General features: G+C 71.1%; 10 protein-coding genes. 5 read left to right on the top strand and 5 right to left on the bottom strand.

What is annotated here, in order from left to right:
• Nucleotides 1-40: 40 nt before the first annotated feature.
• Nucleotides 41-241 (top strand): hypothetical protein, encoded by a 201-nt coding sequence (locus H0524_RS11855; protein ID WP_018216464.1) that lies wholly within the window; start codon nt 41-43, stop codon nt 239-241.
• Nucleotides 241-1,038, top strand: a complete 798-nt coding sequence (locus H0524_RS11850; protein WP_180198693.1) for a site-2 protease family protein — start codon at nt 241-243, stop codon at nt 1,036-1,038. The genes H0524_RS11855 and H0524_RS11850 overlap by 1 nt, the downstream gene beginning before the upstream one ends.
• Before the next feature lie 123 nt (nt 1,039-1,161).
• Here the strand turns inward: H0524_RS11850 and H0524_RS11845 are convergent, their stop codons facing one another.
• The 5 genes from H0524_RS11845 to nadA form a co-directional block, all read right to left on the bottom strand.
• A complete protein-coding gene (locus H0524_RS11845) occupies nt 1,162-2,160 on the bottom strand; it encodes an aldo/keto reductase family protein (RefSeq protein WP_180198692.1) in 999 nt (332 codons plus the stop codon).
• Nucleotides 2,161-2,278: 118 nt separating this feature from the next.
• On the bottom strand, nt 2,279-5,698 hold the full coding sequence (locus H0524_RS11840; protein ID WP_180198691.1) for a WG repeat-containing protein: 3,420 nt from the start codon (nt 5,696-5,698) through the stop codon (nt 2,279-2,281).
• Between the two features lie 448 nt (nt 5,699-6,146).
• The gene (locus H0524_RS11835; protein ID WP_180198690.1) at nt 6,147-6,740 is read right to left on the bottom strand and encodes a DUF3043 domain-containing protein; all 594 of its coding nucleotides are present in this window, start codon (nt 6,738-6,740) and stop codon (nt 6,147-6,149) included.
• Nucleotides 6,741-6,835: 95 nt separating this feature from the next.
• A complete protein-coding gene (gene murA, locus H0524_RS11830; protein ID WP_180198689.1) occupies nt 6,836-8,284 on the bottom strand; it encodes a UDP-N-acetylglucosamine 1-carboxyvinyltransferase in 1,449 nt (482 codons plus the stop codon).
• Between the two features lie 118 nt (nt 8,285-8,402).
• On the bottom strand, nt 8,403-9,602 hold the full coding sequence (gene nadA, locus H0524_RS11825) for a quinolinate synthase NadA (protein WP_018726845.1): 1,200 nt from the start codon (nt 9,600-9,602) through the stop codon (nt 8,403-8,405).
• Nucleotides 9,603-9,670: 68 nt separating this feature from the next.
• Between nadA and H0524_RS11820 the strand changes: the two genes are divergently transcribed.
• The 3 genes from H0524_RS11820 to H0524_RS11810 all read left to right on the top strand — a co-directional run bounded on the left by H0524_RS11820 (nt 9,671) and on the right by H0524_RS11810 (nt 12,446).
• Nucleotides 9,671-10,807: a glycerate kinase gene (locus H0524_RS11820; protein ID WP_180198688.1), complete on the top strand. Its 1,137-nt coding sequence runs from the start codon at nt 9,671-9,673 to the stop codon at nt 10,805-10,807.
• A 138-nt stretch (nt 10,808-10,945) separates the two neighbouring features.
• The gene (gene erpA, locus H0524_RS11815) at nt 10,946-11,308 is read left to right on the top strand and encodes an iron-sulfur cluster insertion protein ErpA (RefSeq protein WP_180198687.1); all 363 of its coding nucleotides are present in this window, start codon (nt 10,946-10,948) and stop codon (nt 11,306-11,308) included.
• Between the two features lie 160 nt (nt 11,309-11,468).
• Nucleotides 11,469-12,446: a carbohydrate kinase family protein gene (locus H0524_RS11810; RefSeq protein WP_180198686.1), complete on the top strand. Its 978-nt coding sequence runs from the start codon at nt 11,469-11,471 to the stop codon at nt 12,444-12,446.
• The last annotated feature ends 31 nt before the right edge of the window (nt 12,447-12,477 follow it).

Raw genomic sequence — 12,477 nt, 5'->3', positions numbered from 1 at the left:
CTAGGCTGACGGGAGATCAGCGGCGAGGGGAGACACGCAGATGGCGTGGAGCTGGCAGTACGAGGGCGAGAACGGCGAACCGGCGTCGGGGCCGGCCGAGTCGTTCAGTAGCCAGGCGGACGCCGAGTCCTGGATCGGCCAGACCTGGCGGGAACTCGCGGCGGCCGGCGTGATCGCGGTCCTGCTTGTCGAGGACGACCGCGTGGAGTACCGGATGAGTCTGCAGCCCCCGGCGGAGTGATGGCCGGAGATCGTGCTGGAGGCGGGCCGCTGGTGCTGGGCGTGCCCCGGGCAGCGTTCCGCCCCAGCCCGGTCTTCCTCGGGCTGGTGGCCCTCTTCGTGTCCAGTGGATTCCTGACCTGGCAGGGAGTCGGCAACGTCCGGGGCAACGTGTTCCTTTTCGTCGTCTCCGGGTGGCTGGTCTCACTCTGCCTGCACGAGTACGCGCACGCGCTGGTGGCGTTCCGGGCCGGGGACCGTAGCGTCGCGCACCAGGGCTACCTCACCCTCAACCCACTGAAGTACAGCCATCCGCTGCTGTCGATCGCACTGCCGGTGGTGGTGGTGCTGCTCGGTGGTATCGGCCTGCCCGGCGGCGCGGTCTGGGTGGACCGGCACGCCATTCCGGGGCGGCTCCGGCACACCCTGGTCAGCCTCGCCGGCCCGGCCACCAACGTGGTGTTCACGCTGGTGCTGGTCATCGCCGTCCGGCTGGCGGCGGGCGGCGGCGGGCCGGTGCAGTTCTGGGCCGCGGTGGCACTGCTCGCCTTCCTCCAACTCACGGCGAGCCTGCTCAACCTGCTTCCGGTGCCGGGCCTGGACGGTGGCAACATGATCCAGCCCTGGCTCTCCCCGCAGTACCGGCGGGTGTACGACCTCTTCGCGCCGTACGGCTTTCTCCTGCTCTTCGCGCTGCTGTGGAACCCACGGATCAACGGCTGGTTCTTCGGGACGGTCTTCGCCGTCGGCGACGCGTTGGGCCTACCGCCGGATCTGTACGGGCTCGGCCTGGATCTGGTCCGCTTCTGGCAGGGCTGAAGCCCCGCGGGTGCCGCCGGTCATTCCGGCCGGCGCTGGGACGGTCAGCTCACCCGCCGCTGGGACAGTCAGCGTGCACGGCGGTGGGCCGGTCATGTCGGCCGGCACACCGCCGTGGGCGGGTCAGGGCCGCTGCGCGGGGGACTCGGTCCGGGCCGGGTCCCGCTCGACGACCGGCTCGATGATGTCATCGATGGCCTTGAGCAGGTCGGCGTCGAGCCGTACCCCGGACGCCTTGATGTTGTCGTGCACCTGCTCGGGGCGGGAGGCGCCGATGATCGCCGAGGAGACGTTCGGGTTCTGCAGCACCCAGGCGATGGCGAGCTGGGCCATGCTCAGCCCCGCCTGCTCGGCGAGCGGCTTGAGCTGCTGCACCCGGGTCAGCACGTCGTCGCTGAGCCACTTGGCAATGAAGTGCGCGCCGGACTTCTCGTCGGTGGCCCGGGAGCCCGCGGGCGGGGGGTGACCCGGCTGGTACTTACCGGTCAGCACACCCTGGGCCATCGGGGACCAGACGATCTGACCGACGCCCAACTCCTCGCTGGCCGGCACCACCTCAGCCTCGATGACCCGCCAGAGCATCGAGTACTGCGGCTGGTTGGAGATCAGCGGAATCCGCAGCTCACGGGCGAGCTGGTGGGCCTGGCGCAGCTCCGTCGCCGTCCACTCCGAGACCCCGACGTAGAGCGCCTTCCCGGCGCGGACAACATCGGCGAACGCCTCCATCGTCTCTTCGATCGGGGTGCTGTGGTCGTACCGGTGCGCCTGGTAGAGGTCGACGTAGTCGGTGCCCAGCCGGCGCAGCGAACCGTCGATCGATTCCATGATGTGCTTGCGGGACAGGCCGCGGTCGTTGCGACCCGGACCGGTCGGCCAGAACACCTTCGTGAACAACTCGATTCCGGAACGCCGTTCGTTTTGCAGCGCCCGGCCGAGAACCTCCTCCGCCCGCGTGCCCGCGTACGCGTCCGCGGTGTCGAAGGTGGTGATACCGGCGTCCAGGGCGGCCCGGACACAGGCGAAGGCCGACTCCTCCTCAACCTGGGAGCCGTGGGTGATCCAGTTTCCGTACGAGATCTCGCTGACTATCAGGCCGGAACGGCCCAGGTGTCGGAATTCCATTCCCTGACCCTAACCCGGTGGCGCGCCGCCACGAAGGGCACGGCTCTGCTCGCCGAACCGGTGCACCAGCGGGGATGGCCGCGGAGCTGTCGCCGGCCGAGCTTCCGGTCCGACCAGGTCAGAGTAGTGGCACCGCATCGGTGAGCAGCTGTTCGATCTCGGCGAGCACCCCCGCCTGGTCGGGCTGGGTCGGCTCGATCAGCGGTCTGCCCTGCCGATCCAAGGCTCCCCATCGGCCGGCGGGGGTGGCTATCAGGTAGGCCACGGGGTGCACCACCAACGCCGGGTGCGCCGGCGGCACGACCACCCGGCCCGTCCGGTCCACCACGCCGTACCGTCCGGCCAGGTCAACGACGGCCAACCCCTCCTCGGTGAAGCCATCCACCTGCCCGCCGGCAGCGAGCATGGTGGCGAACCCGTGGTACCGGGTCGGTACCACCAGCCGGCCGGCGCGGTCCACCGCGCCCCACCCCTCGCGCCGGACCACGGCAATACCGTTTCGGAACGGGCGCACGTCGGTGAATCCCGGCGGCACCACGACCTCGCCCTGCGGATCAATCGCACGCCAGCCGCCGGGTTCGCCCTGGGATACCCAGGCCAGTCCGTCGCCGAACGGGCGGACCACCAGCCAGGACGCTGGCAACACGGTGCTGCCAGCTCGATCGAGCAGCGACCACCGTTGGTCGTCCGGGTGGCGAACCCAGGCCATGCCCTCCCGGAACGGCTGCGCCTCCGCGTACTCCGCCGCGATGGCCAGGTCACCGTCCGGGCCGGCGTACCCCCAGAGGTCGCCGTCACGCGCCGGCACCGGCGGCTGGTCCGGCTCCAGCAACTCCGCCCTGCTGCGGGGGTACGGCCCGAAGCCGGTCTTGGCGGCCCGATCGGCGACCGCGTCCAGACTCACCCGTACCCGGTCCAGCAGTTCCGGATCGGCGGTGCCGCGTAGGTCCAAGGCCCGCTCGAAATGCAGGCAGGCCTCGATCAGTCGACCTTGGTCAACGCAACACCGTCCCGCATGTTCGTGCAGCGCCACCCGGAGCCGGTCGGGCAGCTCCGGCGAGTTCGCCTGGGCGAAGAGGCGGTCGGCTTCGTCGTACTCGCCCCGCCATCGCAGCACGTGGGCCAGCCGGGCCTGCGCGAGAGCGGACCGTCGCAACTCGCCGGTGGCCTCCGCGTAGGTCAGGGCCAGTCGGCCGTCCGCCAGCGCCTCGTCCAGGTCACCAGCTGCCCGGGACGCCACGGCCCGCAGACTGAGCAGCCGGGCCCGGGATCGGTTGTCCATGGCCGTGCCGAGCTTCTCGGTCAACCGGTGTCGGATATTCCGGAACTGCTGGGGGTCGGGGATGACCTCGCGGAGCGTGGCCGGGTCCAGTCGCGAGGGAAGGTTGGCCAGCACCCGTTCGGGGTCGCCCGGTGGGGCGGTGTCGTTGACGTCCGCGGCCTCCGGTTGGTCACTCTGGTCCGTGGTGGTCGGCGGAACCGTCGCGGGAGCGGCTGTCGTCTCTGGCGGGGGAGCGGTTGCTGCCTCCGGCGCGGGAACTTCCGTCGGTTCCGCTGCCTCCGTTGAGTCGGCCTCCGGTCGCGGCGCGGGGAGCACGTGGGCCGGTTCCGGCGCGACCGTCGCCGTGGTCGTCGCGGCCAGGTCTACCGGCACTGAGGTCGCTACCGGTTCCGGTTCTGGTTCTGGTTCCGGTTCCGGCACTGGTTCTGGCTCCGGTTCCGGTTCCGGTTCCGGTTCCGGTTCCGGTTCCGGTTCCGGTTCCGGCTCCGGTCCCGGGACCGGCCCCCGGTCCGTCGCGACCGATGACAATGCGGTCTCCGAATCCGACGAGGCGGGCTCGGTGGTGGGAGCGAGACCCACCGCTGGTGCCCGTTCCAGGCCATCGTCGGCTGGCGCCGGGTCTGGGTCTTCCGTCGGGGCAGCGTCTGCGGGTGGGGCTGAATCCACGTGCGGGGCTTTGTCGCCGCTGCCGAGGACGTCAGCGGCGCCGGCCGGTACGGCATCGGCCGGCTCGGTCTCCTCCGGTGCGGGGTTGGCGGATTCCGTCTTCGCCTCGGGGACGCTGGCGGGTTCCACGTACTCGGTCGTGGCGTTGGCCGCTGTTTCCGAGAGCGGTGACGTGGCGGCTGGTGTGTCGTCGGGCTGGTGGGATGCGGCCGTCGACGGCGGTACGTCGGGGCTGGAGGGGTCGGCGGCGGGGGTGAGCGGCTCGGCAGGGGCGGTTGGCTCGGTGGGGGCGGCCGGTCCGAACCAGACGCCTGGCCCACTTGGGCCTGGTGCGGGCCGGATGGGATCGGTGGTGGGCGGTGGCGGAACGTACCGCTGCGGCCGTGGTGCCTTGATGGCAGGTGTCGGCCCGGCCGCCTTGGGAGGCGGCGGAGTCGGTCCGGAAGGTACGCCGGTGACCGGGCGGTCCGGGTCCGGATGGGGCGGCGCGGCCGCCCCGGTGCCGCCGGATACCGGTTGGCTGGGCGTGCCGGATACCGGTCGGCCGGATGGGGGTGCCGACGTGGTTGTCGGGGGACCGTCCTGAGGCGGTCGGTGGGGTGGCGGGAGGTGTGGTCCGGGTGCTGTGCCGCGTTGGGGGTTCTCCTGGTGCGGGCCCGGCTGGGCTGGGTGCCAAGGGCGTCCGGTACCGGGCCGCCGGTTGGGGTGCGGCTGCTGCTGGCCGGGGTGCCGGTCGGGGTGGCGGACCGGTCCGGGTGCCCCGCCACGGTGCGGGTGGACGGTGCCGTGTTCGGCCGCGGGACCAGGGCCGACCGGGTTACCAGGGCCGACCGAGGAGGCGGGGCCGACCGGGTTACCAGGGCCGGCGGAATGCCGTCGTGGGTATGGGTCAACCCGTCCATCCCGGCGCGACTGGGGCCCGTCCGGCCGCGGGCGCCCACCGTCGTTCTCCGGTGGTGCGCCGAGCCGACCATGATCGGTTGACCGCCCCCACGGGTAGCGGGTCCGGGGCGGTGGCCCCCCGGCCTGCCGACCGAGGGGGTAGCGGTCGTGTCCCTGGGGTCGCTCCTCGTCCGGTTCGGGTATCCAGCCCGGTTCCGGGTGCTGGGCGGGGGAGACCGGCTGGCTCCATCCCGCGGGCTCGTGCCACGGACCCCGGCCGTCGTGCCGGTCCGGGCGGGCGTGGTGACTGCGCCCGGAGCCGGTGCGCTGGCTGTCCCGTTCCTGGCCGGGGTCGCCGTCGCGGAAACCGCCCGGCGCCGATCGCCGGCCTCGGTCTGCTACCCGGGGTGTCTCACCCGGCCGTCGGCGGCGTGGCTCCTCGTCCAGGTGGGCGAGGTGGTCGTCCGGTTCATCCCAGGAACGGCCGGTGTAGGTCCCGTCGGGGCGGGTCGGCGCCAGCGGGGGCACCGTGGCCCGGCCGACGACGGCAGCTCGCCCGCGTGGGGCGGGCGGTTGGGTGTGCTCAACGCCGATGTCACCGGGGTAGCGCTGGCCGGGGAACTGTGGATGCCACTCGTTCGTCGGCTCGACCATCCAGGACGGCTCGGTGGTGCGGTGCCACGGGTCGTCGTAGCCGCCGCGACTCATCCGTGTGTCCCGTCGGTGCGGACGAGTGGGCTGCCCTGGCCCGCGGGTGAGGGTTGGGCAGGATCTGTCGGGGGCGTCGGTTTGCTTCCGGGCGCGCCCCGATGACCGGCTCGCGTCCGCTCGCTCACGGCGATTGTCACCTCGTTGCACCTTGTCGCGCTGGGCACCCGCCGGCGGTAGCGTCCTCCGTCCCGCAAGGCATAGCTGCGGAAGGAGGGTAGCGGCGCGGGCTCGGTCGCCGCCACTGCGGCGCCCGCGCGGGACCCAAACGTTATCCCATGTTCCGGAAATTTGGGTTATATCCGGACCAGAGTTTCGATTCCGGTGGCGTCAGCGTCCCGCCGGATGCCGTACGGGCATCGGGCCAAGGTGTGTCGGAAGGGCCGAGGTGTCGGAAAGGGGCGAGGTGTCGGAAAAGGGGCGAGCGGGTGCCCGCCGGCGGGCACCGTCAGACCGGGTCGCCGATGGCGACGCGGGGTGCGGGGGCCCGCATCCGGCGGAAGGTGATCGACCGCATGATCGCGTAGAGGTAGAGCGAGCCCAGCCGTTGCCCGGTGTTCGGAAAACGCTCCCGGACCAGCTTCTTGATTTTTCGTGAGATCAGGATCGAGTCGATGATCAGGGCGATCGCGATCATCACCCAGAGAATGTTGGAGCCGAGTCGGACCTCCGGCGGCATCGCCTGGTTCGAGCCGAGCAACACGATCAGTGCACCACCGAAGAACCAGGTGCCCACCGTACGTCGGGAGTCGACCACGTTCCGGACGAGCAGCCGCTCCGGCCCCCGGTCCCGGGGGCCGCCCTCGCGGCGGAACTCCGCGGCCGACTCGGCGCGCAGTCGGCGGCGCTCCGCGCGTCGCTCCTCCTTACTCAGCGACTTGACCACCGTGGTGGGGCGCCGCCCGACACTGGGCCGCTTGGGCGTCTCGCGCCCCTTCGCCGGCGTGTAGCCCCGGGGCTGGGCGGCAGGCTCCTCCTCGGGCGTCACCGGCGTGGTGGACTCGTCGAGCAGGTCAGTGGCTTTGCGACGAAACAGGGGCACGTAACAAGCGTAGCCAAACGCCCGCGCCCGGTGCACATCGCGGTGCACCGGGCGCGGGCGTCAGGAGCGGGCGGTGCCGCCCGGGGTGGTACGGGTCACGGGCGCTCGATGTGTGCGCCCAGGTCGGAGAGCTTCGCCTCGAAGTCCTCGTAACCACGGTTGATGAGGTCGACGCCGTACACCCGGGAGGTGCCTTCGGCGGCGAGCGCCGCGATCAGGTGGCTGAACCCGGCCCGCAGGTCGGGGATGACCAGATCGGCGGCGTGCAGCTTACTCGGCCCGGCGATGACTGCCGAGTGCTTGAAATTGCGCCGGCCGAAGCGACACGGCGTACCGCCCAGGCAGTCCCGGTAGACCTGGATGTTCGCACCCATCGAGTTCAGCGCCGAGGTGTAGCCGAGTCGCTGCTCGTACACCGTTTCGTGCACGATCGAGAGGCCACGGGCCTGGGTCAGCGCCACGACCAATGGCTGCTGCCAGTCGGTCATGAAACCCGGGTGTACGTCGGTCTCCAGCGCGACCGACTTCAGCTCCCCGCCCGGGTGCCAGAATCGGATACCGCCCTCCTGGCCCGGGTCGTTCAGCCGGGGTGGGCGGGCGTCGGTGACCTCGTACTCGCCGCCAACCGAGCGGAAGATGTTCAGGAACGTCATCATGTCGGCCTGTTCCGCGCCCAGCACCTCGACGTGGCCGCGGGTGGCCAGCGCGGCGGCGGCCCAGCTGGCCGCCTCGATCCGGTCCGGGATCGGGCGGTGCGAGTAGCCGTGGAGCTTCGGCACACCCTGGATCTCGATCACCCGGTCGGTGTGCACCTTGATGATCGCGCCCATCTTCTGGAGGACGCAGATCAGGTCGATGATCTCCGGCTCGACCGCCGCGTTGCGCAGCTCGGTGACGCCCTCGGCCATCACCGCGGTCAGCAGTACCTGCTCGGTGGCGCCGACGCTCGGGTAGGGGAGCGCGAATTTCGTGCCGTGCAGGCCGTCCGGCGCCGACAGGTGTAGGCCCTCCGGCTGCTTCTCGACGGTCGCCCCGAACTCGCGCAGCGCCTGGAGGTGGAAGTCGATCGGGCGGGGGCCGATGTGGCAACCGCCGAGATCGGGGATGAAGGCGTGGCCAAGCCTGTGCAGCAGTGGCCCGCAGAACAGGATCGGGATCCGGCTGGAACCGGCGTGCACGTTGATCTGGTCGGTGCTGGCGCTCTCCACGTTGGCGGGGTCGAGGACCAGCGCGCCGTCCTCGTCGCCATCAGTGACCTTGACCCCGTGTACGCCGAGCAGGCCACGGACGACCTCGACGTCACGGATCTTCGGTAGGTCGTAGAGCCGGCTCGGGCTGTCACCAAGCAGCGCGGCGACCATTGCCTTGGAGACGAGGTTCTTCGCGCCGCGTACGCGAATTCGCCCTTCCAGCGGAGTGCCTCCGTGTACGACCAGGACGTCGTCGGTCAACGCAACCTCCAGCGCGTCGAGTGGTGCCGGGTATCGGTGGGGTTGGATGTCCTGCGATCTGCGATGACAGGGGTCGGGGACCGGGACACCCACGAGTCGTCGCCCAGGGCAGCATAGCCCTCCGTGACGAAGGCGGACTCGGTCAGATCGCCCTTGGGGGTAGCTATCGGCTTTCTAGCACTTCTTGCGCCAGAGTCGATACGGACAGTTATCACACTCCGCTTGGTGGCCGGTTCTCCGTTCCGGGCAGGGCGAGCATCTGGTCCAGCGCCACCCGCGCCTGGTGCGCGGTCTCCGCGTCCACCGTGATCTGGTTCACCACCCGGCCGGCGACCAACTCCTCCAGTGCCCACACCAGATGGGGTAGGTCGATGCGGTTCATCGTCGAGCAGTAGCAGACCGCCCGGTCCAGGAACATGATCTGCTTGTCCGGGTTGGCCAGCGCCAGCCGGCGGACCAGGTTCAGCTCCGTGCCGACCGCCCACGCCGAGCCGGCCGGCGCCGCCTCGATCATCTTGATGATGTACTCCGTGGATCCGACGAGGTCAGCGGCGCGGACCACCTCGTGCCGGCACTCCGGGTGCACCAGCACGTTGACGCCCGGCACCCGCTCGCGTACGTCGTTGACGCTGTCGAGGGTGAACCGGCCGTGGACCGAGCAGTGCCCCCGCCAGAGAATCATCCGAGCGTCCCGTAGCTGCGCGGCGGTGAGCCCGCCGGTTGGCTTGTGCGGGTCGTACAGCACGCAGTCGTCCAGCGAGAAGCCCAGCTCCAACACGGCGGTGTTGCGGCCCAGATGCTGGTCGGGGAGGAAGAGGACCCGCTGGCCCTGCTGGTACGCCCACTCCAGCGCCCGCTTGGCGTTCGACGAGGTGCAGACGACACCGCCGTTGCGCCCGACGAAACCCTTGATGTCCGCCGAGGAGTTCATGTAGGTGACCGGGACGGTGCCTTCGGTGAGACCGAGGTCGGCCAGGGTCTCCCAGGCGGCCTCGACCTGCGGGAGCGCCGCCATGTCCGCCATCGAACAACCAGCGGCCAGGTCGGGCAGGACAACCCGCTGCCGGTCCGTGGTGAGGATGTCGGCGCTCTCGGCCATGAAGTGCACGCCGCAGAAGACGACGTACTCCGCGTTCGGCCGGGCGGCGGCCTCCCGGGCCAGCTTGAACGAGTCGCCGGTGACGTCGGCGAACTGGATCACCTCGTCGCGCTGGTAGTGGTGACCCAGCACGAAGACCCGGTCACCCAGCTGTGCCTTCGCCGCCGCCGCCCGGGCCACCAGCTCGGGGTCGCTCGGTGCCGGCAGGTCGCCAGGACACTCGACTCCCCGTTCGGAGGCCGGATCGCTGCCCCGACCGAGCAGGAGGAGCGCGGTGGCGGTGGCGGAAGGTTCAACCCAGGTCGACGTCACGCCCCCTATGGTTCCACAGCACGATGGCGTCGCGACTGTCGCCGGTGTGTGCTGCCACACTGCTCGGCATGCGTGTGCTGCTCTGTCCGGACAAGTTCGCCGGCACCCTGTCGGCGCCGGCGGTGGCCGCCGCGGTGGCCACCGGCTGGCGCTCGGTGGCACCCGACGACGACCTGCTGGTACACCCCCTCGCCGACGGTGGCCCCGGGTTCCTGGATGCGTTGGCCGCGGCGGTGGACGCGCGCCGTGTTCCGGTACCAACTGTTGACCCCCTTGGCCGTCCAGCGGCCGGTGAGATCCTGCTCACCCCGGCCGGCACCGGGTACGTGGAGAGCGCCCAGGCCTGCGGTCTGCACCTACTAGCCCCGGCCGAGCGTGACCCGAGACGCACCACCTCGTACGGGGTGGGGCTTCTGGTGGCCGCTGCGGTCGAGTGCGGCGCTTCCGAGGTGGTGATCGGGCTCGGCGGCTCGGCCACCAATGACGCTGGTGCGGGCCTGCTCGCCGCCCTCGGCGTGACCGCGCTGGATGGCAGCGGCGCGGCTCTGCCGTACGGGGGAGCGGCGCTGGCTGCCGCCGCGGCGCTGGACGGGGCGCCGCGGCTGCGGGACGCCCGGCTGGTCGCGGCCACGGATGTGGACAACCCGGTACTCGGGGTGCATGGGGCGAGCAATGTTTTTGGACCGCAGAAAGGCGCCGACCGGGCAGACGTTCTGTTGCTCGACGCGGCGCTGGAGCGGTTCGTCGCGGTCCTCGAGCGGGACCTACCCGGCTGCCCTGGTGATCTGGGCGCCCTGCCCGGCGGTGGGGCGGCCGGTGGGCTGGGCGCGGCGGTGCTCGCCCTCGGCGGTCAGCGCTCCTCGGGGATCGGCCTGGTCGCCCGCGCCGTCGGGCTGGACACCGCGCTGGATACCGTCGATTTGGTGATCACCGGCGAGGGCTCGTTTGATCAGCAGTCCCTGCGCGGCAAGGTGGTCGCCGGAGTGGCCGGTGCGGCCCGGGACCGGGGCGTGCCGTGCGTGGTGCTGGCGGGGCGGGTGGGCGCGGGCCGGCGCGAGGCGGCCATGGCGGGTGTCACCGAGGCGCACAGCCTCGTCGAGCACTACGGCGGGGCGGAACACGGCGGGGTGGAGGCGGCGATCGGCCGGCCGGCGGACGGGCTGCGGGCCCTGGCGGCCCGGTTGGCCCGGCAGTGGAGTCGTTGACCGGCCCGGGGTGCGCCCGGCGTCACCTGGGTGGCCCGGCAGCAGGCGGCCTACAATCGAAAGCCGGACCGCAGTGGGAATCGTTGACCGACGTGTTGGCCACGACGACCACACCTTACGTGTGCAGGGAGATTCCACGTGACCACGCCAGCGCAGACCGAGTCGACCCAGGCCCCCACGACCGTCATCCTCACCGACGTCGCGGCCCAGAAGGTCAAGGCTCTGATCGAGCAGGAGGGCCGTGACGACCTGCGGCTCCGGGTCGCGGTGCAGCCGGGCGGCTGCTCCGGCCTGCGGTACCAGCTCTTCTTCGACGAGCGGTCGCTCGACGGCGATGTCGTCACCGACTTCGACGGTGTGGGGGTCGTCGTTGACCGGATGAGCGCCCCCTACCTGGGCGGCGCCACCATCGACTTCGCCGACCGCATCGACGCGCAGGGCTTCACGATCGACAACCCGAACGCGGGGAACTCCTGCGCCTGCGGCGACTCGTTCAGCTGACCGCTTCCCGGCGGGCCGGCCCCGGTTCTTCAGCATGGGACCGGGACCGGCCCGCGGTGGTTGTTACGGGAGTTGTCGATGGTTCATCTGAACGGTTACCTCGGGGTAGCCGGAGCGGTAGGCTGACCGACGCCCCGCTCCCGACACCCCAAGGGATGACATGAAGATCGCCGTGACCGGCTCGATCGCGACTGACCACCTGATGAGTTTCCCCGGCCGATTCGCCGAGCAGTTCATCGCCGACCAGCTCGACAAGGTGTCGCTCTCCTTCCTGGTGGACGACCTTGTGCTACGACGGGGCGGGGTGGCCGCCAACATCGCCTTCGGGATGGGCCAGCTCGGCCTGCGCCCGGTTCTGGTGGGCGCGGTGGGCGCCGACTTCGCCGACTACCGGTCCTGGCTGGAGCGGCACGGCGTCGACTGCGACTCGGTGCATGTGAGCGAGATCGCCCACACCGCCCGTTTCGTCTGCACCACCGACACCGAGATGTGTCAGATCGCCTCCTTCTACGCGGGGGCGATGAGCGAGGCGCGCAACATCGAGCTGGGGCCGATCGCCCAGCGGGCCGGCGGTCTCGACCTGGTGTTGGTCGGCGCCAACGATCCGGAGGCGATGCTGCGCCACTCCGCCGAGTGCCGGGAGCGGGGGTACGCGTTCGCCGCCGACCCCTCCCAGCAGCTTGCGCGGATGCCCGGCGAGGACGTCGTCGCGCTGGTTGAGGGCGCCGAGTACCTGATGACCAACGAGTACGAGAAGTCGCTGCTGCAGAGCAAGGCCGGCCTCAGCGACGAGCAGCTGCTCGACCTGGTCAAGGTACGGGTGACCACCCTGGGCAAGCAGGGTGTGGAGATCGCCGGACGGGACATCGACCCGATCCATGTGCCGATCGCCCGCGAGATCCGCGCCGTCGACCCGACCGGGGTCGGCGACGGATTCCGGGCTGGCTTCTTCGCCGCGCTCTCCTGGGGTCTGGGGTTGGAGCGGGCCGCCCAGGTCGGATCGTTGCTGGCCACCCTCGTACTGGAGGCCGTCGGCACCCAGGAGTACCAGCTCCACCGGGACCTCTTCGTCAAGCGGCTCGCCGACTCGTACGGCGACGCGGCTGCCGAAGAGGTCCGTCCGCACCTGGTGCCGTAGTCCCACGCCGGCACTGACCCCGGGACCCGGG

The sequence above is a fragment of the Salinispora sp. H7-4 genome (assembly GCF_013416675.1).
GTDB classification, from domain to species: domain Bacteria; phylum Actinomycetota; class Actinomycetes; order Mycobacteriales; family Micromonosporaceae; genus Micromonospora; species Micromonospora vitiensis.
This window is presented reverse-complemented; position numbering and strand designations above follow the sequence as displayed.

Excerpts from the sequence above, each read along its gene's own strand:
- H0524_RS11820 (WP_180198688.1), top strand. The coding sequence starts at position 9,671 with ATGCGTGTGCTGCTCTGTCCGGACAAGTTCGCCGGCACCCTGTCGGCG.
- H0524_RS11840 (WP_180198691.1), bottom strand. The coding sequence starts at position 5,698 with ATGAGTCGCGGCGGCTACGACGACCCGTGGCACCGCACCACCGAGCCG.
- H0524_RS11855 (WP_018216464.1), top strand. The coding sequence starts at position 41 with ATGGCGTGGAGCTGGCAGTACGAGGGCGAGAACGGCGAACCGGCGTCG.
- H0524_RS11810 (WP_180198686.1), top strand. The coding sequence starts at position 11,469 with ATGAAGATCGCCGTGACCGGCTCGATCGCGACTGACCACCTGATGAGT.
- H0524_RS11845 (WP_180198692.1), bottom strand. The coding sequence starts at position 2,160 with ATGGAATTCCGACACCTGGGCCGTTCCGGCCTGATAGTCAGCGAGATC.
- H0524_RS11850 (WP_180198693.1), top strand. The coding sequence starts at position 241 with ATGGCCGGAGATCGTGCTGGAGGCGGGCCGCTGGTGCTGGGCGTGCCC.